The sequence below is a fragment of the Rhodobacter maritimus genome (genome assembly GCF_058747975.1).
Genome location: NZ_CM179095.1, coordinates 90,903 through 117,589, shown reverse-complemented (window position 1 = coordinate 117,589; position 26,687 = coordinate 90,903). Strand labels below are relative to the sequence as shown.

Below are 26,687 nucleotides of genomic sequence, written 5' to 3'. Positions count from 1 at the left end.
GCTCAGCCGTTCAGCGGCGCGATCATCCGGCCCTTCACGATCCATGAGAACGCGAAAGCCACCACCGCCACGGCCTCGAACCAGAACACGAGGCTGAGGCCGTTGATCCGCGCCTTCATCTCGGGGCCCGGCAAAAGCCCCAGCGCAACGATGACCGCGAGCGCCGCGACAATCGTCCAGCCGCAAACCCGGAAGATCCCGTTGCGGCGGCGCTTCGGGCTGCTTTGCCCCCCGGCGGATTTCACGAAAAGGACAAGGCAGAACACCGCCAGCGCCGCAAAGAACAGCACCGCCGCGCCATAATGCACCAGCGCCGCCACGCGATTGCCAAGCGCGCATTGCAGCACGGTGCAGACCACATCGGTCTCGGGCGGGATCGGAGAGAAGGCCACGCCGAAGGCGCCAAGCGCGGCCGCGCGCCCGACCCGCTTGTCGGTGATCAGCTCGTCCCCCTCGGGGCGATAGCCCTCATAGGCCCAGAGAAAGACCCCGATGGCGACCATCGTGCCGACGAACAGGTCCGACATGGGCGAGTAATAGTAATGCGAGATCGAGGGCAAAAGGCCCGCAGGCTGAAACGCCGCGAACACCAGAAGCCCGGCCGGCAGGAACAGGCCCAGAATCCCGATCGCCTTGCGCAGGGCAAGAAACGACAGCACCAGATCGTTATGGGCCTCTTGCACCTTCCCGGCGGTTTTCGCCGTAACCTCTTCCGGCGCGTCCTGCATGTCCCTGCCCCCGCTTCCCGGGACAAGTCTGCCATCAACGCCGCAGCCGTTCAATCAGCAGTTGCGCCCCCTTGGGCGCGCGGTCAGATCCCGTCCAGCTCGGCCAGGATTGCCTGCGCGGCGGCAAGCGGGTCTTCGGCCTTCCAGACCGGGCGGCCCACGACGATATGGTCCGCCCCCGCCCGGATCGCCGCGGCGGGGGTTTCGACCCGCTTCTGATCGCCCAGCGCGGCCCCCGCGGGGCGCACGCCCGGCGTCACGATCAGCTTGCCCGCCGCTTCGGGAAGCGCGCGGATCAGCGCAGCCTCTTGCGGCGAGGCGATGACACCATCGGCCCCGGCCTCGAAGGCGCGCGCCGCACGTTCGACCACCAGATCGGGGATCGCGCCCGCACGGATCAGCGCGGCATCCAGATCGCCCCGGTCCAGCGAGGTCAGCACCGTGACCGCAAGGATCTTCGTGTCCTTCCCCGCAGCCCCCGCCTTGGCCGCACGCACCACATGGGGATCGCCGTGCACCGTCAGGAAATCGAGGTCGAACTGGGTCAGGCCACGCACGGCGGCCTCGACCGTGGCGCCGATATCGAACAGCTTCATGTCAAGGAAGATGCGCTTGCCGTGTTCCTGCTTCAGCTCGTTGGCCAGCGCAAGGCCGCCCCCCGTCAGCATGCCCAGCCCGATCTTGTAGAACGACACCGCATCGCCCAGCTTCTTCGCCAGATCCAGCCCCGAAAGGGCATCGGGCAGGTCAATGGCGACGATCAGGCGGTCATCTGCGGGCAGGGGCGTGGCGGCGGTCATGGCACTCTCCGGGCGTGGTTTTCGGGGGTCGCGGCCCTCTTGCGCGCAAGGCGCGCAGAGGTCAAGCCCGAGGTCCGGGCATCGCCAGGATAACACAGGCGCTGCGGCCTTGCCCCATCCCCGGCCCGCGGCGCGATTTTACGCCGCATCCGCTTTGACCCCCTCTTGAACGCCGCGGCGATTGCCCCCACCTCGACATCAAGACCCGGAAAGCGGCGCGCCGGAATGGGCGCTGCACAGGCCGGGGGCTTTGGAGAAGGAGAGACCGATGAACATGGAAAAGTTCACGGAACGGTCGCGCGGTTTCATTCAGGCCGCCCAGACCATCGCGATGCGCGAGGGGCATCAGCGCGTGCTGCCCGAGCATCTTCTGAAGGCACTCATGGATGACGATCAGGGCCTGTCGGCCAACCTGATCCGCCGCGCGGGTGGCGAGCCGCAGCGCGTGATCGAGGCGGTCGACCTTGCGGTCTCGAAGCTGCCCAAGGTCTCGGGCGGCGAAGGGCAGGTCTATGTCGAGCAAAGCCTTGTGCGCGTGCTCGACGAGGCCGAAAAGATCGCCAGGAAGGCTGGTGACAGCTTTGTCCCGGTCGAGCGTATCCTGATGGCGCTTGCCGTGGTGAACACGCGGGCCAAGGACGCACTGGATGCCGGCGCCGTCACGGCCATGTCGCTCAATTCCGCAATTAACGATATCCGCAAGGGGCGCACAGCCGACAGCGCCTCGGCCGAGGAAGGCTATGACGCGCTGAAGAAATACGCGCGCGATCTGACCGAGGCCGCGGAAGAGGGCAAGATCGACCCGATCATCGGCCGCGACGAAGAGATCCGCCGCACCATGCAGGTGCTGAGCCGCCGCACCAAGAACAACCCCGTGCTGATCGGCGAACCCGGCGTGGGCAAGACCGCCATCGCCGAAGGCCTGGCCCTGCGCATCATCGACGGCGACGTGCCCGAAAGCCTGAAGAACAAGAAGCTTCTGGCGCTCGACATGGGCGCGCTGATCGCGGGTGCGAAATATCGCGGCGAGTTCGAGGAGCGCCTGAAGGCGATCCTGAAGGAGATCGAGGCCGCCGCCGGCGAGGTCATCCTGTTCATCGACGAGATGCACACCCTTGTGGGCGCGGGCAAGACCGATGGCGCGATGGATGCCGCCAACCTCATCAAACCCGCCCTTGCCCGGGGCGAGCTGCATTGCGTGGGCGCCACGACGCTGGACGAATACCGCAAATATGTCGAGAAGGACGCAGCCCTTGCCCGCCGCTTCCAGCCCGTGATGGTCGAGGAGCCCACGGTCGAGGACACGATCTCGATCCTGCGCGGCATCAAGGAGAAGTATGAGCTTCACCACGGCGTGCGCATCTCGGACAGCGCGCTGGTGGCGGCCGCGACGCTGAGCCACCGCTACATCACCGACCGTTTCCTGCCCGACAAAGCAATCGACCTTGTCGACGAGGCCGCGTCGCGCCTGCGCATGGAGGTGGACAGCAAACCCGAAGAGCTTGACCAGCTTGACCGCCAGATCCTGCAATTGCAGATCGAGGCCGAGGCGCTGAAGAAGGAAGACGATGCCGCCTCGAAGGACCGGCTGGAAAAGCTTGAGAAGGAACTGTCCGACCTTCAGCAGCACAGCGCCGAGATGACGGCGAAGTGGCAGGCCGAGCGCGACAAGCTCGAATCCGCCCGCGGCCTGAAGGAACAGCTCGACCGCGCCCGCGCCGAACTGGATCAGGCCAAGCGCGAGGGCAATCTCGCCCGTGCGGGTGAGCTGTCCTACGGCGTCATTCCGGGGCTGGAGAAGCAGCTTGCCGCCGCCGAGGCGCAGGAAGATTCGCTGATGGTGGAAGAGGCCGTGCGCCCCGAACAGATCGCCGAGGTGGTGGAGCGCTGGACCGGCATCCCGACCTCGAAGATGCTCGAGGGCGAGCGCGAGAAGCTTCTGAAGATGGAAGAAGAGCTTGGGCGCCGCGTCATCGGCCAGGCCCAGGCGGTGACGGCCGTGGCCAATGCCGTGCGCCGTGCCCGCGCGGGCCTGAACGACGAGAACCGCCCGCTCGGCTCGTTCCTGTTCCTCGGCCCCACGGGCGTCGGCAAGACCGAACTGACCAAGGCCGTGGCCGAATACCTCTTTGACGACGATCAGGCGATGGTCCGCATCGACATGTCCGAATTCATGGAGAAACATTCGGTCGCCCGGCTGATCGGCGCGCCTCCGGGCTATGTCGGCTATGACGAGGGTGGCGTGCTGACCGAGGCGGTGCGGCGCAGGCCCTATCAGGTCGTGCTGTTCGACGAGGTCGAGAAGGCCCATCCGGATGTCTTCAACGTGCTGTTGCAGGTGCTTGATGACGGGGTGCTGACCGACGGTCAGGGCCGAACGGTGGACTTCAAGCAGACGCTGATCGTGCTGACCTCGAACCTCGGCTCGCAGGCGCTCAGCCAGTTGCCCGAAGGCGCCGACAGCGCACAGGCGCGCGCCGAGGTGATGGAGGCGGTGCGGGCCCATTTCCGCCCCGAATTCCTCAACCGGCTGGATGAAACGATCATCTTCCACCGCCTCACGCGCGAGAATATGGACGGGATCGTGGCGATCCAGCTGCGCCGGCTGGAAAAACGCCTGGCCGGGCGCAAGATCGCGCTGGAGCTGGACGAGGCCGCGCGCAAGTGGCTTGCCGACGAGGGGTATGATCCGGTCTTCGGGGCGCGGCCGCTCAAGCGCGTGATCCAGCGCCATCTTCAGGACCCCCTGGCGGAACTGCTGCTGTCGGGCGAGGTGAAGGACGGCGACACCGTTTCCGTCACCGCAGGGCCCGAGGGGCTGTCGGTCGGCGGGCATTCCGCCGCGGCGCGACCCGAGGAAAAGCCGCTCGGCACGGCGCTGCACTGAGACAGGCGAAAGGGGGAAGGGAAACCTTCCCCCTTTTTCACGCCCCCTCGTCATGGGGCCCGCAACGGGATAGAACCGGGGCAGTCCAGCGCCCGGTGCCCCATGCCCGCCCTTTGCCGCGATTGCCTTGCCTGCCTTGACGATGCGCCCGCGCGCTGCCCGCAATGCCACAGCCCGCGCATCCTTGCCCATCCCGAGCTTTTCACCCTGTCGATCGCGCATCTGGATTGCGATGCCTTCTATGCCTCGGTCGAAAAGCGCGACGACCCCGCCCTGTCGCCGCACCCGGTGATCGTGGGGGGCGGCACGCGCGGCGTGGTCTCGACCTGTTGCTATGTGGCGCGGATCTCGGGCGTGCGCTCGGCCATGCCGATGTTCAAGGCGCTCAAGCTGTGCCCCGAGGCGGTGGTGATCCGCCCGCGCATGGCGCATTACACGGCCGTCTCGCGCCAGATCCACGCGCTGATGGCCGAGCTGACCCCGCTGATCGAGCCGCTTTCGCTGGACGAGGCCTTTCTGGACCTGACCGGCACCGGGCGGCTGCATCATGCGCCGCCCGCGCTGTCGATGGCACGGCTGGTGCGGCGGATCGAAACCGAGATCGGGGTCACGGCCTCGGTCGGGCTGTCGCATAACAAGTTCCTGGCCAAGATCGCCTCCGACCTGGACAAGCCGCGCGGATTTTCCGTGATCGGCCAGTCCGATACCGAGGCCTTCCTGCGCGATCAGCCGGTGCGCATCCTGTGGGGCGTGGGCGCCGCAACGCAGGCCGCCCTTGCGCAGGCCGGGATCCGCACCCTCGCCGACATCCGGCGCCAGGACCGCAGCAGCCTGATCCGGCGCTTCGGGGCGCAGGGCGAACGGCTGTGGCAGCTTGCGCATGGGCAGGACGGGCGCCGTGTCCTGCCCGATGCGCCGATGAAATCGGTCTCGAACGAGACGACATTCAACACCGACATCGCCGACCGCGAGGCGCTTGCGGCCCAGCTTTGGCATCTGTGCGAAACCGTCTCGGCGCGGATGAAGGCCAAGCGGCTTGCCGGGCGCACCGTCACGCTCAAGCTGCGGCGCGCGGATTTCTCGCTCATGACGCGCCAGCACGGGCTGCACGAGCCGTCGCAGCTTGCAGACACACTGTTTCGCGCGGGCACCGACCTTCTGGCCGGGATCACCGAGCCGGGGCCCTTCCGCCTGATCGGAATCGGCTTTTCAGAGCTGGGCCCCGCCGCCGATCACGACCCGATCGGCGATCTGCTGGACCCGGCGGCACCGCGCCGGGCCGGGGCCGAACGCGCCGTGGACCGGATTCGCGCGAAATTCGGCAAGGATGCCATCATCAAGGGGCGCGGCCTTGGCCCGTCCGGCAAGGGCTGATCACTCGGCCGCAAGCCGCGCCGTGCCGCGCAGCCCCGCAACCATGCGCCCCAGAACCCGCGACAGACGCTCTTCGAACGCATCGAAACCGGGCAGCGGACGCACAAGTGCCTCGTCCATGTAAAGGGCGCGGTCGATCTCGATCTGCACTGCGTGACAGTTGCGCGCGGGGCAGCCATAGGTCTGGGTGACATAGGCCCCCGCGAAAGGCGCGTTGCGGCGCACGCGGAACCCCTCGGCCAGGAAGGCGGCCTCGATCTGCGCGATCACGCCCGGCGCCGCGCTGGAGCCGTAGCGGTCCCCCAGAACCACCTCGGGCCGGTCGGGGCCAAGCCCGTCAAGCGCCTCGTGCGGCATGGAATGCATGTCGATCAGGACGGCCTGCCCGAAACGCCGCATCGCGGCCTCCATCAGGGCGGCAAGACGGTCGTGATAGGGGCGCCAATAACCCGCGATCCGGGCCTCGGCCTCGGCCAGCGGGATCTTGCCCGAATAGATCGCCCGCCCGCCGGACACCACGCGCGGGATCACCCCCAGCCCCGCCGCCACCCGCGGATTGAGAAGCCTGGGGCGCACCCCCTCGATCAGCGCGGGGTCAAGCTCATCCGCGCCCCGGTTCAGGTCGACGAAGGCCCGCGGCACCCGCCCGGCAATCAGCGGCGCGCCGAATCCGGGCGCCGAACGCAGGAGCAGGTCGACAAAGGCATCCTCGGACGAGCGCAGCCGCAACGCGTCCAGCGTCGTGCGCCGCAGCAGGTCCGCCGGATAGTCCCGCCCGCTATGGGGCGAGGCGAAGACGACCCCCGCTTCCGGGCGATCGGGAAGGAACAACTGGAAAGGCGGGTCGATCAAGGAACTGGCCAATGGAAATCCTGCGCTTTGTCGGGACTCTACACCGAATTGTTTTCAGGCCAATACCCTCTTGAAAGGTGCGCCGACTCCTTTTATAGACCGCCAGACCGACGCGGTTCCGCCCGCGTCCTTGTTATTTGGGCAAGGCGGAATCAGACGGCGTGGGCGGTTAGCTCAGCGGTAGAGCACTACGTTGACATCGTAGTGGCCACTGGTTCGATCCCAGTACCGCCCACCATTTTCACCGTTCCCGAAAGGGGACACAGGTTTCAAGGCGCACGCGCGCCGCGAATAGGAGAAGACCGATGAAGGTCCGTAACTCGCTCCGCTCGCTCAAGCAGCGTCATCGCGATTGCCAGATCGTGCGCCGCAAGGGCCGCGTCTATGTGATCAACAAAACGCAGAAACGCTTCAAGGCCCGCCAGGGCTAAGCGCTTCGAGCCAGTGATCGAACAGGCCGCGCCGGGAAAACCGCCGCGGCCTTTTCATGTTCAGCGCAACCCGATGCTGCCCGCCAGAAGTTGCGCCACGGTGGCCTGGTCCAGATAGCCGGTCACCGGAAGGTTGCCGGAATGCTGGTAGCGGCGGATCGCGCGGCGCGTATCCTCGTCGAACGTCCCGTCGGCCTTGCCCGGCTTCAGGCCAAGTTGCGCCAGGCGCGATTCGATCAGCGTGCGCGCCACGCCGGGCAGGTTGAGCGCATCTTCCCCGGCCTGCGCCTGTTCGATCGTGGCGGCACCGGCCGCTTCGGTCTCAAGCGCTGCGATGCGCGCCTCGGCCTCTTCGCGGAAGGCGGCCGCGCCGGTCGCCGCAAGGTAATCGCGGTAGCCCGCAACGGTATCAAGCTTCACCGCATTGTCCCAGGCGGTCCGGTCGGCCGCCTCGGCCTGTTCGCGCCGCTCGGCCTCGAACACCGCAAGGCGTTCCTGCGCAAGATCGGCGAAGGCCCCGTCGGGATGCTTCTTAAGGTAGGCCCGAAGCCCCGCTTCGTCTCCAGCCGCGCCAGTCTGTTCCCAATAGATCCGATCCTGACGCTCCTGCTCGGCGCGGCGTTCGGCGGCTTCGGCCTCCAGCTGAGCGGCGCGGGTTTCGCCCTGCGCGGACAGGCGCGTGATCTGTTCACGGGTCACGAAACCATTGGCTTCGAAACCCTCGGCCGCCTGCCAACGCGCAATAGCGGCGCGCGAGCCGGGGCCAAATATTCCATCCACCCCCCTGGGGTCGAAATCGAGCACGGTCAGGTTCTGCTGGATCTCGCGCCGCTGGTCGCGCGACAGGTTCAGCGCGTCTTCGGCAGATTTGGCCGCGCGTTCGGGTTCGGCCTTTATCGCGGCGATCCTGGCGCGGGCCTGATCGGCATGCACCCCCTTGGCATGGCGTTCCAAGTAAAGCTGATACCCCTCAATCGTATCTTCACGCTCTGCCAGATCCCAATAGGCCTGCTCGGGATCGGCGGGCGGCGGCGGAGAGGTTGCAGCCACCCCCGGCGCCGCCGCGATCAGCGCATGGCCGGCCGGGAGGAAGCCCGCTGCACGCAGCCCCGCCTGCCCCGCCGCAAGATCCAGCGCGGCACCGGGTTGCAAAAAATCACCGCTCAGGAACTTGGCCGCCTCTGCAGGCGTGCCGCTTAGAACACTTACACCTTGAGGGATTTCAAGTGCGCCAAGGCCCGGCATCACCAGGCCCTCCACCCCTTCCGTATCCTCCGTATCAACCGCTCCAAGCACCAGAAGCGCCTTCCCGGGATGACCCGCCAGAATCGTCAGGACCGCCGAAAGCGGCAGCCCGCGCTCAAGCATTTCCGCGAAATCGGCGGTCTTCGCCTCGACCGGCACAAGCCAGCTTTCCCGGTCCGAATGCCGGAAATACCCCGACAGCACCACGACCAGCCGTTCGCTTTCCGGGGCCTCGGAGATGAAGCGGATCAGGCGGGCCTGCACCTCGCCCCGATCGGCGTCATCCTCTGACAGAACGGTGAAACCCGCTGCCTCGAATGCGCCGCGCAAATCGTCGGACAGAACCTTGTCCTTTGCATCGGGCAGGGTCGCATAATCCTGATTGGCCAGCAGCAAAGCCAGATCGGCCCCTGCCGCCGGCAGCGAAAGCGCGGCAAGCGCCGCGCCTGTCATAAGAAGTCTTCGCATTGCGTCCTCCGTCATCTGGCAAGGAAACGACAAACCTCGCCACCCGGTTCCCTTGGCCCGGAACGGGGTGACCGGTCCGCCCGAGGCGCACGATTGCCTTTGTTCCCGCCACCGGGGGCCTAGATTCGGTTGATGACGAAATCCGGCACGATGCCCGATCGCGCGATGGCCGCATCGACATCCATCGCGGCAAGCGCGCCGAAATCGGTGACAAGGGCGGTGGCAAAGCCCATCTGCCGCCCGCCAAGGATGTCGGTATGCAGCGTGTCGCCCACCATCAGCACCCGCGCCGGATCGGGCGGGGCGGGCGCACGCGACAGGGCAAGGCGGAAGATGTCGGCGAAAGGCTTGCCCAGAAAGACCGGGGTCACCCCGGCCAGTTCCGCCAGCCGGTGCGCGAAATGCCCCGGCTCACGCGAGAGGCCGGTTTCGCGCGGCGCGACGATATCGGGATTGCCCACCAGAACCGGACGCGGGCGGGCACGCAGCGCCCCTTCAAGCATCGCCTGGCGCGCCTCGGTCCAGCCGTCCGAGCCGATCAGCAAAAACCCCTCGGCGCGTGCATATCCCGCCGGATCGTCGGCCAGAAACGCACAATCAAACGCCTCAAGCTCTTCCATCCCCTGCGCGGGGTTCAGCATCATCGCCCATCGGCGCGCGTGCATCCCGGCCAGATGGTGCAAAAGCGCCTCACGGCTGGTGGTGACCTCGGCCTCGGTGAAATCGAAACCCAGCCGGGCATAGCGCTGCATCATCATCCGCTTGGGATAGCCGGCCGAATTCGACACCACCATCACCGCCTTGCCCGCCCGGCGCAGCGCCGCGATGCGGTCGGCCGCCCCCGCGATCGGCGTTTCCCCAACGTTCAGCACGCCGTAAGCATCAAGCAGGATCAGATCGAAAGGTGCGGCCACCGCCTCCAGCGTCGCGGCCCGGACCGGCGGGCCGCCAAAGCGGGCCTGCGGCAGACGCCCGCGCACCGCCTGATAGGCCTCGAAGGCCCAAAGCCCGTCCGCCATCCCCGCCACGCCTACAGGATCCGGCGGCGCAGGAAGGCCGAGATGACCTCGCCCACGATCACGAGAAGGAGGATCGCGATCAGGATGGTTGCCGCCTCGCGCCAGTTGAACGTGTCGATCGCGCCTTGCAGCACGATCCCGATGCCGCCCGCACCGACCAGGCCCAGAACGGTGGATTCGCGCAGGTTGATGTCCCAGCGAAGAATACTGACGGCCCAGAAGGTGGGCATGACCTGCGGCACGATGGCATAGGCGATAACCTTGAAGCGCGAGGCGCCCGTGGCCTCCAGCGCCTCGACCGGGCGCTTGTCGATCTCTTCGATGGCCTCGCCCAGAAGCTTGCCCACGAACCCGACCGAGCGGAACATGATCGCCACGATCCCGGCCACGACGCCGGGCCCGAAGATCGCCACGAACAACAGCGCCCAGATGATCGTGTTGACCGAACGCGAGGTGACAAGGATCAGCCGCCCAAGCCACAGCGTGGCCCGGTTGGGCGTAGTGTTCTGCGCCGCCAGATAGGCCACCGGCAAGGACACGATCACCGCGATGGCGGTGGCGATGGTGGCGATGTTCACCGTTTCCCACAACACCTGAAGGATGCGCCGTAGATTGGACGGATCGGGTGGATACATCCGCACGAACAGATCGCCCATCTGCTCGGGCGCGTCCCAGACCCAGGCCCAGATCACGTCGATCGACGAGATCGACCAGCCGATGACCAGCGCCGAGGCGGCAAAGATCGCATAGCGCTGCATGCGCTGCGCAAGGGTGAAGCGCGTCCAGTCGTCGCGCATGGGGGCGGGTTTCGTCATAGCCGCTTCCTGATCTGGCCGCTGACACCTTCCGAGATCAGGATGGCCCCGACGATCACGATGGTGATGGCAAGCGCAAAGTCGTAATCATAGCGCCCGAAGGCATTGGCCAGCGTGGAGCCGATCCCCCCTGCCCCGACGATCCCCACCACGGCCGAGGCACGCAGGTTGCTGTCAAGCTGATAGATCGTCAGCCCGATCTGGCGCGGCATGATCTGGGGAAAGATCGCGTAGACCAACGTCGACAGATAGGGGGCACCGGCGGCGCGCATCGCCTCCACCTGGCCGAAGTCGATCTCTTCGATGCGCTCGGCCAGCATCTTGGCGACGAAGCCGATGGAATAGACGATCAGCGTCAGCACGCCCGCAAAGGGGCCAAAGCCCACGGCCTTCACAAAGATGATCGCCACGATCACCGGATGGAAGCTGCGCGCAAGGATGATGAGCGCGCGGCCCAGATAGAACACCGGCAGCGGCGCCACGTTGCGCGCCGCCGTGAAGGCGATCGGGATCGAGACCAGAACCCCGATCGCGGTGGCCAGAACCGCGATCTTCAGGCTTTCCAGAAAGCCGTCGATCAAAAGGCCGCTGCGCTCGAAGCTGGGGGGGAAGGCGCCGCCGAAGATGCGCCCGGCGCGGGTCAGCCCCTCGCTGATGCGGTTCCAGTCCACCGGCAGAGTGGCGACGACCCAGACGACATAGACCGCCACGCCAAGATAAAGCCCCCAGCGCAGCAGCGGGTTGGCGATGAAGGGCGGGCGGCGCCAGGTGTCGCGCGCCGTGCTCATGACGCGGCCTGCATGGCGCCGGCGCGGTCGGCGGCGGGGCTTCCGGAATAGATCTGCTCCATCGCGTCCTCGTCCAGGGCGCCGGGCAGGTCATCGAAGATGATCCGCCCGTAGCGCATACCGACGATCCGGTCGGTATAGGCCTTTGCCTCGTGCACGTTATGGATATTGATCACCACCGGCAGGCGCAGCTCGCGCGAGAGGTCGCGCAGAAGGCCCATGATCTGCTCGGATGTCTTGGGATCGAGCGAGGCCGTCGGCTCGTCCGCAAGAAGGATTTCGGGTTGCTGCATCAGCGCGCGGACGACGCCCACGCGCTGCCGCTCGCCGCCCGAAAGGGCATCGGCGCGCTTGTCGGCATAATGCGCGATGCCGACCCGCTCCATCAGTTCATAGGCGCGGCGGATATCCGCCGTGGGATAGCGCCGCATCACCGCCGCCCAGGTCGAGATATAGCCAAGGCGGCCGGATTGGACGTTCTCCATCACCGTCAGACGATCAACAAGGTTGAAGCCCTGGAACACCATGCCGATCTTGCGCCGTGCCGCGCGCAGCCCGCGTCCGCGCAGGCTTGTCAGTTCGGTGCCGTTCAGGACGATGCTGCCCGAGGTCGGTTCGACCAGCCGGTTGATGCAGCGCAACAGCGTCGACTTGCCCGCCCCCGACGAGCCGATGATCGACACGACGCTTTCCCCCTCGATCGTCAGGTCGAGATTCTTCAGCACCGGTTCGCCATCGCCGTAGCGTTTCACAAGATTGGTGATCTTCAACATCCAGATGCGCCCTCATGCCTGAACCCGGCCGTTTCCGGCCGGGTTGTCCGTGATTTGGCCGATCACTCGGCTGCAAGGCCCTCGGGCGTATACTGCACGCCATTGGCGGCCTGGATCTGGCGGATCACGGCCCACTGGTCCTGATAGGTGATGGGGATGAACTTGCTGACGCCCTGGAATTCCTCGCCCAGCGCGGTTCCGGCGAAATCATACGAGAAGAACGCCTCTTCGATCTTCGCCTTCAGTTCGGGGGTCAGGTCATGCGCATAGGTGTAAGAGGTGGTCGGGAACGGATCGCTTTCCCAGACGATGCGCACCTCGGCCGGGTCGTAAAGCCCGCGTTCGGCCATCCGTTCGACCACTTCCGAGGCCACGGGCGCGGCATCGTAATCCCCCGCGACCACCCCCAGCATCGACTGGTCGTGGCTGCCCGAATAGCTCACCTCGTAATCCTTGTCGGGTTCGACCCCGAGCGCGGGAAACAGCGCGCGCGGCGCAAGGTTGCCCGAATTCGAGGTGGGCGAGGTATGCGCCACCCGCTTGCCCGCCAGGTCGGGCATTTCCTTGATGTCGCTGTCCGCCTGCGTATAGACCTGCAGCGTATAGCCGAAGCGCCCATCATCCGAGCCCATGATCGCAAAGGGCACTGCGCCGGCAAGGTTCACCGCATAGGGCGTCGGCCCGGTCGAGAAACCCGCGATATGCAACCGGCCCGAGCGCATCGCCTCGACCTCGGCCGAGTTCGACTGCACCGCGAAGAACTGCACGTCCTTGCCGGTAACCGTTTCGAGATGGTCGATGAACGGCTGCCAGATATCTTCGTAGATCGCCGGGTCCTCCACCGGCGTATAAGCGAAGACCAGCGTGCCGGGGTCTTTCAACTGGCCCGCATCGGTCGGCGCATCGGCAACCATGTCGCCATCCGCATCGCAATAGATCGCATCAAGATCGCCACGGTTGGGGCAATCGCCCTGCGCCAGGACCGGGCCGGCCAAAAGCACGCCCGCCGCCACAAGCGTGACGCCGAAAATAGTTTCTCTGGGCATTATCGTCTCCTCCTCCGAAACTCATGCACAGGTGCTGTCGGCCATGCGGATGACAAGCGCAAAGCCTGCACCGGAACGCCAAGCTTGTATCATATTTTCCAGAGTCACAATCTTTGACTGCATTTTTTCAAAACCGGCCATCCCGCCGGGCAGGTCAGCCATATCCCGGGCCGGATACCTACCGAAAGCGCGCACATGGCGCCCGTATCCGCATAAGGTTGCCCGGCGCAACCACAGCATATTGACAGCGATGGTGCATCCCTATCTATATAGTGTTGCTTCGGTTCCATCGACTCGTGTCGGTGGCTAAGAGGGAAGCCGGTGAAATTCCGGCGCTGCCCCCGCAACTGTAAGCGGCGAGCAAGGCTGAACATGCCACTGGGACAAACCGTTCCGGGAAGGCCGGCCAAGCGATGACCCGCGAAGTCAGGAGACCTGCCGCAGCATGACAATGACCACGAACGGAGGGTTCGGGGGCGTGTTGAAGCGGACCGGCTTTCGCCCCTTTCCGCCTTCGCGTCCTCGACTTCAGGCACAGAACGAGAGGACCGAGATGAGCGTGACCGTCTATTCCAAACCCGCCTGCGTGCAATGCACCGCCACCACCCGCGCGCTGGATGCGCGGGGCATTTCCTATCACATCGTCGACCTGACCGAGGATGACGCCGCGATGGATCACGTCACCGGGCTTGGCTACCGGCAGGCCCCCGTGGTGGTGGCGGGCACGGATCACTGGTCGGGCTTTCGTCCCGACATGATCTCGCGCCTGGGCTGAACGATGGGTGCGGATCCGGTTGCAGGGCCCCCCGCTGCGGCGGGCGGGCCGGGGATCGTCTATTACTCCTCCCGCTCGGGCAATACGCAGCGCTTCGTCGCGCGGCTTGGCCTTCCGGCCCTGCGCATCCCGATTCGGGCCGGGGAGCCGATGCCCGCACCCGCGCGGCCCTATGTCCTGATCTGCCCCACCTATGCCGATGGCGCGGGGAACGGGGCGGTCCCCAAACAGGTGATCCGCTTCCTGAACGATCCCGCCCGGCGCGCCCTTCTGTGCGGGGTGGTCGGGTCGGGCAACCGCAACTTCGGCACGCTTTACGCCATCTCGGGCGACATCATCGCCCGCAAATGCAATGTCCCGCTGCTTTGCAAGTTCGAACTGGCGGGGTTCGAGACGGATATCGCCCGCCTGCGCGCGGGTCTGGAGAAACTGGGGAACGCGCCATGCTCGACGATGCCTTGAACGGTGTGCAGGATTACCACGCACTGAACGCGATGCTGAACCTTTACGATGCCGAGGGGAAAATCCGCTTCGATGCCGACCGCATGGCGGCGCGGCAGTATTTCCTGCAACATGTGAACCAGAACACGGTGTTCTTCCACTCGCTGGACGAGAAGCTGGGCTATCTGGTGGATGAGGGCTATTACGAGGCCGAAGTCCTTGACCAGTATTCGAAGAACTTCCAGCGCAGGATCTGGGATGCGGCCTATGCCCGCAAGTTCCGCTTCCCGACCTTCCTTGGCGCGTTCAAGTATTACACCTCCTACACGCTGAAGACGCGCGACGGGCAGCGCTACCTCGAACGCTATGAGGACCGCGTGGTGATGGTGTCGCTTGCGCTTGCACGCGGGGATGAGGGGCTGGCCATGTCCTTCATGGAGGAAATCCTGTCGGGCCGGTTCCAGCCCGCCACGCCCACCTTCCTCAATGCCGGCAAGAAGAACCGCGGAGAGCTGATCTCGTGCTTCCTGCTGCGCCTCGAGGACAGCATGGAATCGATCGGGCGGGGCATCAATTCGGCGCTGCAACTGTCCAAGCGCGGCGGCGGGGTGGCGCTTCTGCTCAGCAATATCCGCGAATACGGCGCCCCGATCAAAGGCATCGAGAACCAGTCCTCGGGCGTGATCCCGGTGATGAAGCTTCTGGAGGACAGCTTTTCCTATGCCAACCAGCTGGGCGCGCGGCAGGGCGCGGGGGCGGTTTACCTGAACGCCCATCACCCCGACATTCTGCGCTTTCTGGATACCAAGCGCGAGAATGCCGACGAGAAGATCCGCATCAAGACCCTGAGCCTTGGCGTGGTCATACCCGACATCACCTTCGAACTCGCCAAGAGAAACGCGGATATGTATCTGTTCTCTCCGCTCGACGTGGAGCGGGTCTATGGCCGGCCGCTGTCGGAAATCTCGATCACCGAGACCTACGACGAGATGGTCGACGACAGGCGCATCCGCAAGAAGAAGATCAACGCGCGCGCCTTCTTCCAGACGCTGGCCGAGATCCAGTTCGAATCGGGCTATCCCTACATCATGTTCGAGGACACGGTGAACCGGCTGAACCCCATTGCGGGGCGGATCAACATGTCGAACCTGTGCTCCGAGATCCTTCAGGTCAACGAGGCATCGGAATTCGACGAGGATCTGGGCTATCGCCATCTTGGCACGGATATCTCGTGCAATCTCGGATCGCTCAACATCGCGCAGGTGATGGATGGCAAGGCGCCGGGACGGACGGTGGAAACGGCGGTGCGCGCGCTGACCGCCGTGTCGGAAATGTCGGCCATCGACTGCGTGCCCTCGGTCCGGCGCGGCAATGACGAAAGCCACGCGATCGGGCTTGGCCAGATGAACCTGCACGGGTTCCTTGCCCGCGAGCGCATCCATTACGGCAGCCCCGAGGGAATCGAGTTCACCTCGGTCTATTTTGCGATGATATGCCATCACGCGCTTCGGGCGTCGAACGCGCTTGCGCGCGAAAAGGGGGAACGCTTTCGCGGCTTTGCCGACAGCACCTATGCAGACGGGTCGTTCTTCGAGAAATACGTCACGCGCGACTGGCTGCCGCAAAGTGCGAAGGTGGCGGCGCTTTTCGAGGGGATCGAGCTGCCGACCCGCGCCGACTGGGCGGCGCTGCGCGAGGCGGTGATGCGCGACGGGCTTTACAATCGCAACCTTCAGGCCGTGCCGCCCACCGGCTCGATCAGCTATATCAACAATTCGACCAGTTCGATCCATCCGATCGTCTCGAAGATCGAGATCCGCAAGGAAGGCAAGATCGGGCGCGTCTATTACCCCGCCGCCTACATGACGAACGACAATCTCGACTATTACCGCGACGCCTACGAGATCGGGCCGGAGGCGCTGATCGACACCTATGCGGCCGCGACCGAGCATGTCGACCAGGGGCTAAGCCTGACGCTGTTCTTCCCGGCCGAGGCCTCGACCCGCGATATCAACCGCGCGCAGATCCATGCGTGGAAGAAGGGGATCAAGACGATCTATTACGTCCGGCTGCGTCAGGCGGCGCTTGCCGGAACCGAGGTGCAGGGCTGCGTGTCCTGCGCGCTGTGAGAGGGATGGACGCGGGGGTTTTCCACCCCCGCACCCCCGGAGGATATTTCCGCGAAGATGAAGGAAGGGGCCGCGATGAAGGATATTGCGAAGGTGGTGACGGTGCCGCGGGCGGTGAACTGGAACCGGCTGTCCGACGACAAGGATCTGGAGGTCTGGAACCGGCTGACGGCGAATTTCTGGCTGCCTGAAAAGGTGCCGCTGTCGAACGACATTCCCAGCTGGGGCACGCTGACCGATGCCGAACGGCAGTTGACGATCCGGGTATTCACCGGGCTGACCCTTCTGGACACGATCCAGAACACGATCGGGGCGCCTTCGCTGATGCCCGATGCGCTGAGCCCGCATGAAGAGGCGGTGCTGAGCAACATCGCCTTCATGGAAGCGGTGCATGCGCGGTCCTATTCGTCGATCTTTTCGACGCTGTGCTCGACAAGGGAGGTGGACGAGGCATTTCGCTGGTCCGAGGAGAACCCGCATCTTCAGGCCAAGGCGCGCGCGATCCTGGAAACCTATGCGCCGGGGGGCGATCCGTTGAAGCGCAGGATCGCAAGCGTGTTTCTGGAAAGCTTCCTGTTCTATTCGGGCTTCTATCTGCCGATGTACTGGTCGAGCCGCGCCAAGCTGACCAATACCGCCGATCTGATCCGCCTGATCATCCGCGACGAGGCGGTGCATGGCTATTACATCGGCTACAAATTCCAGCGCGGCCTGGAGGCGCGCCCCGAGGCGGAGCGGCAGGCGTTGAAGGACTATGCCTTCGCCCTGCTGTTCGAGCTTTACGAGATCGAGGCGCAATATACCGAAGAGCTTTATGACGGCATCGGGCTGAGCGAGGATGTGAAGGTTTTTCTGCATTACAACGCCAACAAGGCCTTGCAGAACCTTGGCTTCGAGGCCCTGTTCCCGCCCGAGGCCTCGGAGGTGAATCCCGCGATCCTGGCCGCGCTGAGCCCCGACAGCGAGAACCACGATTTCTTCTCGGGCAGCGGGTCATCCTATGTGATCGGAAAGGCCGTCGCCACCGAGGACGAGGACTGGGATTTCTGAGCCCTTCCACGTCAGGCCAGCCCCGCGCATCCGCAATGGGGGCCTGCCCGAATTCCGGGCGGGCAGGCCCCGAGCGGCGGAACTTCTGCAAGGGGAATGCAGATTCGTGAAAAAGGCCGATGCTCGGCGCTTGACTCCAAATTTGACCAAGTAGTTAATCACAGCATCGAGAGGCGGGGATCAACCCGCCTCCGGGGCGCCCCGGGCGCCACCCACGCCAACAGTGAGGAAACCCCATGTTCCACAAACGACTACTGGCTTCGGGCGCGATTGCCGCCCTGCTCATCGGGTCCATGCCCCTGCGGGCCGAGACCCCGGCAGACACCCTGATCCAGGCCTGGTCGATCGACGACATCATCACGCTCGATCCTGCCGAGATCTTCGAATTCACCGCCTCGGAGATTGCGGGCAACAGCTACGAGACGCTGATCGGCTATGACCCGAAGGATGTGTCGGACATTTTCGGCAAGGCCGCGGAAAGCTGGACGATCTCGGAGGATGGCAAGACCATCAGCTTCACCATGCGCGAAGGGCGCAGCTTCGCCAGCGGCAACCCGATCACCGCCGAAGACGCGGTGTTTTCGCTGGTGCGTGCGGTCAAGCTTGATAAATCGCCCGCCTTCATCCTGACCCAGTTCGGGCTGAACGCCGACAATGTCGATGAGATGGTCGTGCAGACCGGGCCGATGACCTTCGATTTCAAAATGGATCAGGCCTATGCGCCCACGCTGGTGCTGTATTGCCTGACCGCGACCGTGGCGATGGTCGTGGACAAGAAACTGGTGATGGAGCACGAGGCGAATGGCGATTTCGGCTATGAATGGCTGAAGACGAACTATGCCGGCTCTGGCCCCTTTACGATCCGCGACTGGCGCGCCAACGAGGTCGTGGTGCTGGAACGCAACCCGAACTATTCGGGCGAGGCTGCCCCCATGGCCCGCGCCATCTATCGCCACATTCCCGAAACCGCGACGCAGCGCCTGCTTCTGGAAAAGGGCGATATCGACATCGCGCGCAACCTTGCGGCCGAGGATATCAAGGCGCTTGAGGGCAATGCCGACATCCGCATCGACAGCGGGGTCAAGGGCTCGATCTACTATCTTGGCATGAACCAGAAGAACGAGTTCCTCGGCAAGCCCGAGGTGCGGCAGGCGATGAAATACCTGGTCGATTACCAGACCATCGCCGACACGATCATGGCCGGAAAGGTCAAGGTCCATCAGGCCTTCCTGCCCGAGGGCTTCCTTGGTGCGCTGAATGACAACCCGTTCAGCCTGAATGTCGAGAAGGCCAAGGAGCTGCTGGCCGAGGCGGGCGTGCCCGACGGGTTCACCGTGACCATGGACACCCGCAACACCCCCGAGATCACCGCGATGGGCCAGGCCATCCAGCAAACCATGGCCGAGGCCGGGATCACGCTGGAACTGATCCCCGGCGACGGGCAGCAGACGCTGACCAAGTATCGCGCGCGCAACCACGATATCTATATCGGCCGCTGGGGGCCGGACTATCAGGATCCGCACACCAATGCCGATACCTTCGCGCGCAATCCCGACAACGCGGATGACGCGGCCTCCAAGCCGCTTGCATGGCGCAACGCCTGGGACATCCCCGAGATGACCAAGGCCGCCGATGCCGCCGTGCTGGAAAGCGATCCGGACAAGCGCGCCGAGATGTATCTGGCGCTTCAGAAGGAAAGCCAGGAGACCTCGCCCTTCGTCATCATGTTCCAGGAGATCGAGGTCCTGGGCATGCGCAACAACGTCGAGGGCTTCATCGTCGGCCCGTCGTTCAACGACAACTCCTTCGCGCATGTGACCAAGTAAGACATGGCAAACAAAACCAACAGGGGGCGCCGCGGCGCCCTCTGGCTGAAACGGACGGGCAGACTGGTCCTGACGGTTCTGGCCACCTTTTTGGGCCTTCTGATCGTGACCTTCATGATCGGGCGCATCGTGCCGGTCGATCCGGTGCTGGCGGTGGTGGGAGATCGCGCGCCGCAATCGGTCTATGATCGGGTGTTTCTTGAGCTCGGGCTGGACAAGCCGCTGTGGGAACAGTTCTGGATCTGGCTGAAGAAGGTTCTGGCGGGCGATTTCGGCACCTCTTTCCTGACCAAGAAACCGATCATCGACGATATCGCGCGGGTTTTTCCTGCAACGCTGGAACTGGCCACTGTGGCGATCGTCATCGGCACACTGGCGGGCATTCCGATGGGGGTCTGGGCGGCGGTGCGACAGGGCCGGCTTGTCGATCAGGTCGTGCGCGTTCTGGGGCTTGTGGGCTATTCGGCGCCGATCTTCTGGCTGGGCCTGCTGGGGCTTTTGGTATTCTACGCCAAGCTGGGCTGGGTTGCGGGGCCGGGGCGCATCGACATCGCCTATGAATATGCCTTCACGCCAAAGACCGGGCTATACCTTTGGGATACCGCGACGCAGGGCGCATGGGATGCCTTCGGCAACGCGCTGTCGCATATCATCCTGCCCGCCACGCTTCTGGGATATTTCTCGATGGCCTATATCAGCCGGATGACGCGCAGCTTCATGCTGGCCGAGCTGGGGCAGGAATATATCACCACCGCACGCGTCAAGGGCGTGCCGGAATGGCGCATCATCTGGCTTCAGGCGCTGCGCAATGCCGCTGTGCCGCTGGTGACGGTGATCGCGCTCAGCTATGCGGGGCTGCTCGAGGGGTCGGTGCTGACCGAGACGGTCTTCGCATGGCCCGGCCTTGGCCAATACCTGACCAACAGCCTGCAAAACGCCGACATGAACGCGGTGCTGGGCGGCACGCTGGTGATCGGGGCAATCTTCGTGGGGCTGAACCTCTTGTCGGATCTGCTTTACTCGATGCTGGACGCCCGGGTGCGGAGGACATCATGAGCACGCGCGAATGGCTTTTATCGGAACAACCCGCCTCGCGCCGGCAGGCCCGGCTGGGACAGGGCTATCGCACCTGGCTGGCGTTTCGCGGCAACTGGCTGGCGATGGTGGGCCTTGGCATCGTGCTGGCGCTGATCGTCATCGCGGCACTGGCCGATGTGCTGGCGCCCTATAACCCCGTCACCGGGGGCGATCTGAACACCCAGCGGCTTCTGCCGCCTCTGTCGCCTGGCCACCTTCTGGGCACCGACGATCTGGCCCGCGATATCCTGTCGCGGCTGATCCACGGCACGCGGCTGACCTTGATGGTGGTGGCGCTGGTGGCGCTGATCGCCACGCCGATCGGCCTTCTGGTCGGCACCACCGCGGGCTATTTCGGCGGCTGGGTCGATACCGTCCTGATGCGCCTGACCGATATCGTGCTGGCCTTTCCCCGGCTGATCCTTGCACTTGCCTTCGTGGCCGCGCTCGGGCCGGGGATCGAGAACGCGATCATCGCCATCGCCATCACCTCATGGCCGCCCTATGCCCGCCTTGCACGCGCCGAGACGCTGACCATCCGCAACAGCGATTTCATCGCCGCGACCCGGCTTCAGGGGGCATCCTCGCTGCGCATCATCTGGAAGCATATCGTGCCCCTGTGCATGTCCTCGGTCATCATCCGGGTCACGCTGGACATGGCGGGGATCATCCTGACGGCGGCGGGGCTGGGCTTTCTGGGCCTTGGCGCGCAACCGCCACAGCCCGAATGGGGCGCGATGATCGCGGGCGGGCGGCGCTTTCTGCTGGATCAATGGTGGGTCGCCACCATGCCGGGGCTGGCCATCTTCGTCGTCTCGCTTGGCTTCAACCTGCTGGGCGACGGCCTGCGCGACGTACTGGACCCGAAAGGACGCAAATGAGCCTGCTTGCCGTCGAGAACCTGCGCGTCACCTTCCCCACCCGCCAGGGCCCCTCCGAGGTCGTGCGCGGCGTCAGCTTCACGCTGGGGCGCGAGCGGCTGGGCATCGTTGGCGAAAGCGGCTCGGGCAAGTCGCAGACCGGACGCGCGCTTCTGGGCCTGACGCCCGCCCCCGGATGGGCAAGCGCCGACCGGCTGGAATTCGACGGGACCGACCTGCGCAGCCTGTCCGCGCGCGACTGGCGGCGGCTACGCGGCAAGCGCATGTCGATGGTCATGCAGGACCCGAAATTCTCGCTCAATCCCGTGATGGCGGTGGGCAAGCAGCTGATGGAGGTGCTGCGCATCCACGGCGCAGGGCGCGCCGAGGCACGGCGCGCCGCCCTCGAGATGCTGGAGGCCGTCCAGATCCGCGACCCCGAGCGTGTCTTCCGCGCCTATCCGCACGAATTGTCCGGCGGCATGGGGCAGCGGGTGATGATTGCGATGATGCTGGTCTCGGCCCCCGACCTTCTGATCGCGGACGAGCCGACCTCGGCGCTGGACGTGACGATCCAGATCGAGGTGCTGCGCATCCTCGACAAGCTGGTGTCGGAACGCGGCATGGGGCTGATCTTCATCAGCCACGACCTGCGGCTGGTCAGCAGCTTCTGCGACAGGGTTCTGGTGATGTATGCCGGCCGCGTGGTCGAGGAACTGCGCGCCGCCGATCTCGGGCAGGCCCGCCATCCCTATACGCAGGGCCTGCTGAATTGCCTGCCGCAGATCGACGGCGACCGCCGCCCCCTGCCGGTGCTGAACCGCGAAGCCTCATGGGCGGAGTAGACGAATGCTGACTGTCGAAAACCTTGAAGTCACCTTCAGCACCGGGGCCGAGGACGTGCAAGCCGTGCGCGGCGTGTCCTTCGATGTCGCCAGGGGCGAAAGCTACGGAATCGTGGGCGAAAGCGGTTCGGGCAAATCCACCGTGCTGCGCGCGATCTGCGGGCTGGCCCCGACCAGCGCGGGACGCATCGCCCTTGACGGCCAGCCCCTCCCCCGGCCGCGCGACGCGGGTTTCTACCGCCGGGTGCAGATGGTGTTCCAGGATCCCTACGCCTCGCTGCATCCGCGCCACACGGTCGATTCCGTCCTGTCCGAGCCGCTGGCGATCCAGGGGTTCGACCGGCGCGACGAACGCATCGCCCGCGCGCTTGACGATGTGGGCCTTGGGCAGGGGTTCCGCTTTCGCTATCCGCATCAACTGTCGGGCGGGCAGCGTCAGCGCGTGGCGGTCGCCCGCGCGCTGATCCTTGAGCCCGAGATCCTGCTGCTGGACGAGCCGACCTCGGCGCTCGATGCCTCGATCCAGGCCGAGGTGCTGAACCTGCTTGACGGGCTGCGCGCGGAACGCGGGCTGACCTATGTTCTGGTCAGTCACGATCTGGCGGTGGTATCGCATATGTGCGAACGCCTTCTGGTCATGCAGCACGGGCAGGCGGTGGAAGAGCTGACCCGTGACGCGCTGCGCGCCCGCGCCGCCGGCACCGATTACACCCGCCGGCTGCTGAAGGCTTCGGTCGGCTTTACACGCGAGGATGCGGCATGACACCGGTATTCGACGGCCACAACGATTTCCTGCTGCGCCTGCTGCGCGATCCCGCCGCGCGCGAACGCACCTGGCTGACCGATATGGGCGAGGGTCATCTGGACCTGCCGCGCATGCGCGCGGGCGGGTTCGCGGGCGGGTTCTTCGCCGTCTATATCCCGTCGCCCGTCGCGCATGACGACCCCGATTTCGACGCCATCATGCGCAACCCGCCCTACAGCCTGCCCCTGCCCGCCGGGATTCCGCTGAACGACGCGCTTCCGGTGGCGATGGCGATGGTCGGCCATCTGCGCTGGATGGAGCGGACCGGCCATCTGAAGATCTGCCTGTCGGTCGGGGATATCCGCGCAGCCATCGCCGCGGGACAGATCGCGGCCGTCCTGCATTTCGAAGGGGCCGAGCCGATCGGCGCCGATCTGGATGCGCTTCATTTCTGGCATGCGGCCGGGCTGCGCAGCCTTGGCCCCGTCTGGTCGCGGCCCACGGCCTTCGGCCATGGCGTGCCCTTCGCCTTCCCCTCCGGCCCCGATACCGGCGCGGGGCTGACGCCCGCGGGCAAGGATCTGGTGCGCGAATGCAATGCGCTGCGCATCATGCTGGACCTCAGCCATCTCAACGAAAAGGGCTTCGACGATATCGCGGCCATATCGGATGCGCCGCTTGTCGCCACGCATTCCAACGCCCACGCGCTTTGCCCCAGTTCGCGCAACCTGACCGACCGTCAGCTCGCCCTTATCGCCGAGCGCGACGGCATGGTCGGACTGAACTATGCCTCGGGCTTCCTGCGCGAAGACGGCCTGAACGCACCCTTCGCGGGTTGGGATCCGTTCCTGCGTCACCTGGACCACCTGATCGGCATCCTCGGAGAGGACCGCGTGGGCCTTGGTTCCGATTTCGACGGCGCGACCATGCCTTCGGACCTGAAGGATGCCGCAGGATTGCCCCGGCTTCTGGACGCATTGCGCGCGCATGGCTATGGCGAAGACCTCGTGGCCAAGATCGCGCATCGCAACTGGCTTGCAGTTCTGGAACGTACCTGGGGCCGCTGAACCGTCCCACCACGGACGCCGGACGATCATCGAATCGCGGTGTGCGATCATGGCGCATCGTGCCGGGAAACCAGTACCGCCAAGAGCGGCGTCAGGCAACGGCACGCACTTGGCACGAAAACGCGCCACGGTCTTGCACATCGGGATTGCCGAGCGAGAGAGTGGTGAGCCGTGCAGGATTCGAACCTGCGACCCACTGATTAAAAGTCAGTTGCTCTACCAACTGAGCTAACGGCCCACATCTCTTCCAAGAACCTGTTTCAAGGCGACTTTCGCGGCCCCGCAGGTCTTCGTCTGTCTTTTCCCGCCCGGTTTTTGCGTGCGCATCCGCGAGCAGGATCATGAAGGCCAGCTGATCGGATCGGTCGTTTTAACCGCCCGGCCAAGGGGCCGTCACAGGGGGCTTCTCTATAAATCCAGAAAGGGCGGGTCAAGGCCTAATCTTGTGAAAAATCTGGGCTCTGGAAAAAACCCGCATCCGGGCGTATATCGCGCGGCATGGACAGCGCGCAGATTCCCTCTGCCGGCCTGCACTTCATGAAGATGCACGGGCTTGGCAACGATTTCGTCGTGATCGACGCCCGGCAGGGCGACGATCCGGTCACGCCCGCGCTTGCGCGCGCGCTGGGGGACCGCAATCGCGGGGTTGGATTCGACCAGCTGGCGGTGATCTGCAACGATGCCGGGGTGGATTTCGGGCTTGAATTCTGGAATTCCGATGGAACCCGTGCCGATGCCTGCGGCAATGCCACGCGCTGCGTGTCGGACTGGATGATGCGCCGGCTGGACAAGGATTCGGTGGTGCTGCGCACCGCGCGTGGCACATTGGCGGCGCAGCGGCGCGCGGACGGGCTTGTCAGCGTGAACATGGGCGCGCCGCTTTTCGACTGGGCGCAGATCCCGCTTGCGCGCGCCATGGAAACCGCCCACCTGCCGCTTGAGGGCGATCCGGTCGCCATCGGCATGGGCAACCCGCATTGCGTGTTCTTCGTGCCCGATGCCGAGGCCGTCGATGTCGCCGGGCGGGGAACCCGGATCGAGAACGATCCACTTTTCCCCGAGGCGACCAATGTCGAGTTTGCCAGCCTCACCGGCCCCGACCGGCTGCGCATGCGCGTCTGGGAACGCGGGGCGGGCATCACGCTTGCCTGCGGCTCGGGGACATGCGCGACGGCGGTGGCCGCGCATCTGCGCGGGCTGACCGGGCGGCAGGTGGTGGTGGATGTCGATGGCGGCACGCTCTGGATCGACTGGCGCGAGGACGGGGTGTGGATGACCGGCCCGGTCGCCCATGTCTTCGACGGGGTTCTGACCCCGGAATTCCTGGCCCGCACATGAACGTCAAACCGCCCGTTTTCGCCACGCTCGGCTGCCGCCTCAATGCCTATGAGACCGAAGCGATGAAAGAGCTGTCGGCCGCGGCCGGGCTTGAGAACGCCGTGGTCGTGAACACCTGCGCCGTCACCGCCGAGGCCGTGCGCAAGGCCAAGCAGGAGATCCGCCGCCTGTCGCGCGAAAACCCCGGCGCCGCGATCATCGTCACCGGCTGCGCCGCCCAGACCGAGCCCGAGACCTTTGCCGCGATGCCCGAAGTGACGCGCGTCATCGGCAACCACGAGAAGATGCAGGCCGAGACATGGACCGGACTGCGCACGCCCGACCTGATCGGCGAGACCGAGAAGGTCCGCGTCGACGACATCATGTCGGTGCGCGAGACCGCCGGCCACCTGATCGACGGGTTCGGCCGGCACCGGGCTTATGTGCAGGTGCAGAACGGATGCGATCACCGCTGCACCTTCTGCATCATCCCCTTCGGGCGGGGCAATTCGCGCTCGGTCCCCGCGGGTGTCGTGGTCGAGCAGATCAAGAGGCTGGTCGGACGCGGGTTCAACGAGGTGGTGCTGACCGGGGTCGACCTGACCTCATGGGGCGCCGATCTGCCGGGCGCGCCGCGCCTGGGCGATCTGGTGATGCGCATCCTGCGGCTGGTGCCCGATCTTGCGCGGCTGCGGATTTCCTCGATCGACAGTATCGAGGCGGACGAGAACCTGATGCTGGCCATCGCGACCGAGCCGCGCCTGATGCCGCATCTGCATCTGAGCCTGCAACATGGCGACGACATGATCCTGAAGCGGATGAAGCGGCGCCATCTGCGCGACGATGCGATCGCCTTTTGCGAAGAGGTCCGGCGGCTGCGCCCCGGCATCGTCTTCGGGGCCGACATCATCGCAGGCTTTCCGACCGAGACCGAGGCGATGTTCGAGAACTCGCTGAAGCTGGTCGGGGATTGCGGGCTGACCTTCCTGCATGTGTTTCCCTATTCGGCCCGCAAGGGCACGCCCGCGGCGCGCATGCCGGCCGTGCGCGGCCCCCTGATCAAGGAGCGCGCCGCACGCCTGCGCGCGGCCGGAGAGGCGGCCCTGCTGCGCCATTTGCAGGCCGAGGTCGGACAGGAGCGCGTGATCCTGACCGAGGGCACGCGGATCGGCCGGACCGAGTTCTTCACCGAGGTGGCCTTTGCGCGCGACATGCCCGAAGGCACGATCCTGAGCGCGCGGATCGCAGGGCAGGACGGCGCGCGCCTTCTGGCCTGAGGCGGGGGCGCTGCCCCCGCACCCCCGGGGATATTTTCGCTCTGAAGAAGGC

General features: G+C 65.4%; 25 protein-coding genes, 2 tRNA genes and 1 riboswitch. Of the genes, 16 read left to right on the top strand and 11 right to left on the bottom strand.

All coding sequences use genetic code 11. The annotated features are described in order from the left end of the window. Nucleotides 1-2: 2 nt before the first annotated feature. Together AC4PTO_RS00525 and pyrF are read right to left on the bottom strand one after the other, a co-directional pair. A complete protein-coding gene (locus AC4PTO_RS00525) occupies nucleotides 3-728 on the bottom strand; it encodes a hypothetical protein (protein WP_492730894.1) in 726 nt (241 codons plus the stop codon). A gap of 83 nt (nucleotides 729-811) precedes the next feature. Beyond that, nucleotides 812-1,528, bottom strand: a complete 717-nt coding sequence (pyrF, locus tag AC4PTO_RS00520; protein ID WP_492730893.1) for an orotidine-5'-phosphate decarboxylase — start codon at nucleotides 1,526-1,528, stop codon at nucleotides 812-814. 268 nt (nucleotides 1,529-1,796) lie between these two features. On the opposite strand from pyrF, the gene clpB reads away from it, so the two are divergent. Both clpB and AC4PTO_RS00510 read left to right on the top strand, forming a co-directional pair. Further along, nucleotides 1,797-4,415, top strand: a complete 2,619-nt coding sequence (gene clpB, locus AC4PTO_RS00515) for an ATP-dependent chaperone ClpB (RefSeq protein WP_492730891.1) — start codon at nucleotides 1,797-1,799, stop codon at nucleotides 4,413-4,415. Nucleotides 4,416-4,517: 102 nt separating this feature from the next. Then, nucleotides 4,518-5,789 (top strand): DNA polymerase IV, encoded by a 1,272-nt coding sequence (locus AC4PTO_RS00510; RefSeq protein ID WP_492730889.1) that lies wholly within the window; start codon nucleotides 4,518-4,520, stop codon nucleotides 5,787-5,789. Here the strand turns inward: AC4PTO_RS00510 and AC4PTO_RS00505 are convergent, their stop codons facing one another. After that, nucleotides 5,790-6,653: an N-formylglutamate amidohydrolase gene (locus AC4PTO_RS00505; protein ID WP_492730888.1), complete on the bottom strand. Its 864-nt coding sequence runs from the start codon at nucleotides 6,651-6,653 to the stop codon at nucleotides 5,790-5,792. A 151-nt stretch (nucleotides 6,654-6,804) separates the two neighbouring features. On the opposite strand from AC4PTO_RS00505, the gene AC4PTO_RS00500 reads away from it, so the two are divergent. Together AC4PTO_RS00500 and ykgO are read left to right on the top strand one after the other, a co-directional pair. Next, a tRNA-Val gene (locus AC4PTO_RS00500) sits at nucleotides 6,805-6,879 on the top strand. Between the two features lie 67 nt (nucleotides 6,880-6,946). Continuing rightward, nucleotides 6,947-7,072: a type B 50S ribosomal protein L36 gene (ykgO, locus tag AC4PTO_RS00495; RefSeq protein WP_013069105.1), complete on the top strand. Its 126-nt coding sequence runs from the start codon at nucleotides 6,947-6,949 to the stop codon at nucleotides 7,070-7,072. Between the two features lie 60 nt (nucleotides 7,073-7,132). Here ykgO and AC4PTO_RS00490 read toward each other — a convergent pair whose 3' ends face one another. The 7 genes from AC4PTO_RS00490 to AC4PTO_RS00460 form a co-directional block, all read right to left on the bottom strand. Beyond that, nucleotides 7,133-8,785 (bottom strand): peptidoglycan-binding domain-containing protein, encoded by a 1,653-nt coding sequence (locus AC4PTO_RS00490; protein ID WP_492730886.1) that lies wholly within the window; start codon nucleotides 8,783-8,785, stop codon nucleotides 7,133-7,135. Between the two features lie 119 nt (nucleotides 8,786-8,904). Then, a complete protein-coding gene (locus tag AC4PTO_RS00485; protein ID WP_492730885.1) occupies nucleotides 8,905-9,804 on the bottom strand; it encodes an HAD-IIA family hydrolase in 900 nt (299 codons plus the stop codon). A gap of 11 nt (nucleotides 9,805-9,815) precedes the next feature. Further along, a complete protein-coding gene (phnE, locus tag AC4PTO_RS00480; RefSeq protein WP_492730883.1) occupies nucleotides 9,816-10,619 on the bottom strand; it encodes a phosphonate ABC transporter, permease protein PhnE in 804 nt (267 codons plus the stop codon). Further along, entirely contained in the window at nucleotides 10,616-11,407 is a 792-nt protein-coding gene (gene phnE, locus AC4PTO_RS00475) for a phosphonate ABC transporter, permease protein PhnE (protein WP_492730882.1), read from the bottom strand. Before phnE (AC4PTO_RS00475) ends, phnE (AC4PTO_RS00480) begins: the two co-directional genes overlap by 4 nt. Then, nucleotides 11,404-12,180 carry a phosphonate ABC transporter ATP-binding protein gene (gene phnC, locus AC4PTO_RS00470; RefSeq protein ID WP_492730880.1) on the bottom strand — a complete coding sequence of 259 codons (777 nt, stop codon included), beginning with the start codon at nucleotides 12,178-12,180 and terminating at the stop codon, nucleotides 11,404-11,406. The genes phnE (AC4PTO_RS00475) and phnC overlap by 4 nt, the downstream gene beginning before the upstream one ends. A gap of 62 nt (nucleotides 12,181-12,242) precedes the next feature. Further along, a complete protein-coding gene (phnD, locus tag AC4PTO_RS00465) occupies nucleotides 12,243-13,226 on the bottom strand; it encodes a phosphate/phosphite/phosphonate ABC transporter substrate-binding protein (RefSeq protein ID WP_492730878.1) in 984 nt (327 codons plus the stop codon). 21 nt (nucleotides 13,227-13,247) lie between these two features. Further along, nucleotides 13,248-13,388: a hypothetical protein gene (locus AC4PTO_RS00460; protein ID WP_492730876.1), complete on the bottom strand. Its 141-nt coding sequence runs from the start codon at nucleotides 13,386-13,388 to the stop codon at nucleotides 13,248-13,250. A 102-nt stretch (nucleotides 13,389-13,490) separates the two neighbouring features. Further along, nucleotides 13,491-13,683: riboswitch (cobalamin riboswitch) on the top strand. Between the two features lie 96 nt (nucleotides 13,684-13,779). Here AC4PTO_RS00460 and nrdH point away from each other — a divergent pair. The 10 genes from nrdH to AC4PTO_RS00410 all read left to right on the top strand — a co-directional run bounded on the left by nrdH (nucleotide 13,780) and on the right by AC4PTO_RS00410 (nucleotide 24,041). Beyond that, the gene (gene nrdH / locus AC4PTO_RS00455; RefSeq protein ID WP_492730874.1) at nucleotides 13,780-14,001 is read left to right on the top strand and encodes a glutaredoxin-like protein NrdH; all 222 of its coding nucleotides are present in this window, start codon (nucleotides 13,780-13,782) and stop codon (nucleotides 13,999-14,001) included. A 3-nt stretch (nucleotides 14,002-14,004) separates the two neighbouring features. After that, nucleotides 14,005-14,463 (top strand): class Ib ribonucleoside-diphosphate reductase assembly flavoprotein NrdI, encoded by a 459-nt coding sequence (gene nrdI / locus AC4PTO_RS00450; protein WP_492730872.1) that lies wholly within the window; start codon nucleotides 14,005-14,007, stop codon nucleotides 14,461-14,463. After that, entirely contained in the window at nucleotides 14,445-16,571 is a 2,127-nt protein-coding gene (gene nrdE, locus AC4PTO_RS00445; protein ID WP_492730870.1) for a class 1b ribonucleoside-diphosphate reductase subunit alpha, read from the top strand. The genes nrdI and nrdE overlap by 19 nt, the downstream gene beginning before the upstream one ends. A 75-nt stretch (nucleotides 16,572-16,646) precedes the next feature. Next, on the top strand, nucleotides 16,647-17,621 hold the full coding sequence (nrdF, locus tag AC4PTO_RS00440) for a class 1b ribonucleoside-diphosphate reductase subunit beta (protein WP_492730868.1): 975 nt from the start codon (nucleotides 16,647-16,649) through the stop codon (nucleotides 17,619-17,621). A 236-nt stretch (nucleotides 17,622-17,857) separates the two neighbouring features. Continuing rightward, on the top strand, nucleotides 17,858-19,447 hold the full coding sequence (locus AC4PTO_RS00435; protein ID WP_492730865.1) for an ABC transporter substrate-binding protein: 1,590 nt from the start codon (nucleotides 17,858-17,860) through the stop codon (nucleotides 19,445-19,447). A 3-nt stretch (nucleotides 19,448-19,450) separates the two neighbouring features. After that, entirely contained in the window at nucleotides 19,451-20,503 is a 1,053-nt protein-coding gene (locus tag AC4PTO_RS00430) for an ABC transporter permease (RefSeq protein WP_492730863.1), read from the top strand. After that, entirely contained in the window at nucleotides 20,500-21,405 is a 906-nt protein-coding gene (locus AC4PTO_RS00425) for an ABC transporter permease (protein WP_492730860.1), read from the top strand. Before AC4PTO_RS00430 ends, AC4PTO_RS00425 begins: the two co-directional genes overlap by 4 nt. Further along, entirely contained in the window at nucleotides 21,402-22,229 is an 828-nt protein-coding gene (locus AC4PTO_RS00420) for an ABC transporter ATP-binding protein (protein WP_492730858.1), read from the top strand. The genes AC4PTO_RS00425 and AC4PTO_RS00420 overlap by 4 nt, the downstream gene beginning before the upstream one ends. A gap of 4 nt (nucleotides 22,230-22,233) precedes the next feature. Further along, nucleotides 22,234-22,992, top strand: a complete 759-nt coding sequence (locus AC4PTO_RS00415; RefSeq protein WP_492730856.1) for an ABC transporter ATP-binding protein — start codon at nucleotides 22,234-22,236, stop codon at nucleotides 22,990-22,992. Beyond that, a complete protein-coding gene (locus AC4PTO_RS00410; protein ID WP_492730854.1) occupies nucleotides 22,989-24,041 on the top strand; it encodes a dipeptidase in 1,053 nt (350 codons plus the stop codon). Before AC4PTO_RS00415 ends, AC4PTO_RS00410 begins: the two co-directional genes overlap by 4 nt. A gap of 162 nt (nucleotides 24,042-24,203) precedes the next feature. Here the strand turns inward: AC4PTO_RS00410 and AC4PTO_RS00405 are convergent. Then, nucleotides 24,204-24,279: transfer RNA gene (locus AC4PTO_RS00405), tRNA-Lys, on the bottom strand. A gap of 260 nt (nucleotides 24,280-24,539) precedes the next feature. Between AC4PTO_RS00405 and dapF the strand changes: the two genes are divergently transcribed. After that, nucleotides 24,540-25,379 (top strand): diaminopimelate epimerase, encoded by an 840-nt coding sequence (gene dapF, locus AC4PTO_RS00400; RefSeq protein WP_492730852.1) that lies wholly within the window; start codon nucleotides 24,540-24,542, stop codon nucleotides 25,377-25,379. Next, nucleotides 25,376-26,635 (top strand): tRNA (N(6)-L-threonylcarbamoyladenosine(37)-C(2))-methylthiotransferase MtaB, encoded by a 1,260-nt coding sequence (mtaB, locus tag AC4PTO_RS00395; protein WP_492730850.1) that lies wholly within the window; start codon nucleotides 25,376-25,378, stop codon nucleotides 26,633-26,635. Before dapF ends, mtaB begins: the two co-directional genes overlap by 4 nt. Nucleotides 26,636-26,687 lie beyond the last annotated feature (52 nt).

Excerpts from the sequence above, each read along its gene's own strand:
- phnE (WP_492730883.1), bottom strand. The coding sequence starts at position 10,619 with ATGACGAAACCCGCCCCCATGCGCGACGACTGGACGCGCTTCACCCTT.
- AC4PTO_RS00415 (WP_492730856.1), top strand. The coding sequence starts at position 22,234 with ATGCTGACTGTCGAAAACCTTGAAGTCACCTTCAGCACCGGGGCCGAG.
- AC4PTO_RS00410 (WP_492730854.1), top strand. The coding sequence starts at position 22,989 with ATGACACCGGTATTCGACGGCCACAACGATTTCCTGCTGCGCCTGCTG.
- AC4PTO_RS00485 (WP_492730885.1), bottom strand. The coding sequence starts at position 9,804 with ATGGCGGACGGGCTTTGGGCCTTCGAGGCCTATCAGGCGGTGCGCGGG.
- AC4PTO_RS00435 (WP_492730865.1), top strand. The coding sequence starts at position 17,858 with ATGTTCCACAAACGACTACTGGCTTCGGGCGCGATTGCCGCCCTGCTC.
- nrdF (WP_492730868.1), top strand. The coding sequence starts at position 16,647 with ATGAAGGATATTGCGAAGGTGGTGACGGTGCCGCGGGCGGTGAACTGG.
- ykgO (WP_013069105.1), top strand. The coding sequence starts at position 6,947 with ATGAAGGTCCGTAACTCGCTCCGCTCGCTCAAGCAGCGTCATCGCGAT.
- AC4PTO_RS00460 (WP_492730876.1), bottom strand. The coding sequence starts at position 13,388 with ATGGCTGACCTGCCCGGCGGGATGGCCGGTTTTGAAAAAATGCAGTCA.
- AC4PTO_RS00420 (WP_492730858.1), top strand. The coding sequence starts at position 21,402 with ATGAGCCTGCTTGCCGTCGAGAACCTGCGCGTCACCTTCCCCACCCGC.
- mtaB (WP_492730850.1), top strand. The coding sequence starts at position 25,376 with ATGAACGTCAAACCGCCCGTTTTCGCCACGCTCGGCTGCCGCCTCAAT.
- AC4PTO_RS00525 (WP_492730894.1), bottom strand. The coding sequence starts at position 728 with ATGCAGGACGCGCCGGAAGAGGTTACGGCGAAAACCGCCGGGAAGGTG.
- dapF (WP_492730852.1), top strand. The coding sequence starts at position 24,540 with ATGGACAGCGCGCAGATTCCCTCTGCCGGCCTGCACTTCATGAAGATG.
- clpB (WP_492730891.1), top strand. The coding sequence starts at position 1,797 with ATGAACATGGAAAAGTTCACGGAACGGTCGCGCGGTTTCATTCAGGCC.
- nrdI (WP_492730872.1), top strand. The coding sequence starts at position 14,005 with ATGGGTGCGGATCCGGTTGCAGGGCCCCCCGCTGCGGCGGGCGGGCCG.
- pyrF (WP_492730893.1), bottom strand. The coding sequence starts at position 1,528 with ATGACCGCCGCCACGCCCCTGCCCGCAGATGACCGCCTGATCGTCGCC.
- AC4PTO_RS00490 (WP_492730886.1), bottom strand. The coding sequence starts at position 8,785 with ATGCGAAGACTTCTTATGACAGGCGCGGCGCTTGCCGCGCTTTCGCTG.
- phnC (WP_492730880.1), bottom strand. The coding sequence starts at position 12,180 with ATGTTGAAGATCACCAATCTTGTGAAACGCTACGGCGATGGCGAACCG.
- AC4PTO_RS00425 (WP_492730860.1), top strand. The coding sequence starts at position 20,500 with ATGAGCACGCGCGAATGGCTTTTATCGGAACAACCCGCCTCGCGCCGG.
- AC4PTO_RS00510 (WP_492730889.1), top strand. The coding sequence starts at position 4,518 with ATGCCCGCCCTTTGCCGCGATTGCCTTGCCTGCCTTGACGATGCGCCC.
- phnD (WP_492730878.1), bottom strand. The coding sequence starts at position 13,226 with ATGCCCAGAGAAACTATTTTCGGCGTCACGCTTGTGGCGGCGGGCGTG.
- phnE (WP_492730882.1), bottom strand. The coding sequence starts at position 11,407 with ATGAGCACGGCGCGCGACACCTGGCGCCGCCCGCCCTTCATCGCCAAC.
- nrdH (WP_492730874.1), top strand. The coding sequence starts at position 13,780 with ATGAGCGTGACCGTCTATTCCAAACCCGCCTGCGTGCAATGCACCGCC.
- nrdE (WP_492730870.1), top strand. The coding sequence starts at position 14,445 with ATGCTCGACGATGCCTTGAACGGTGTGCAGGATTACCACGCACTGAAC.
- AC4PTO_RS00430 (WP_492730863.1), top strand. The coding sequence starts at position 19,451 with ATGGCAAACAAAACCAACAGGGGGCGCCGCGGCGCCCTCTGGCTGAAA.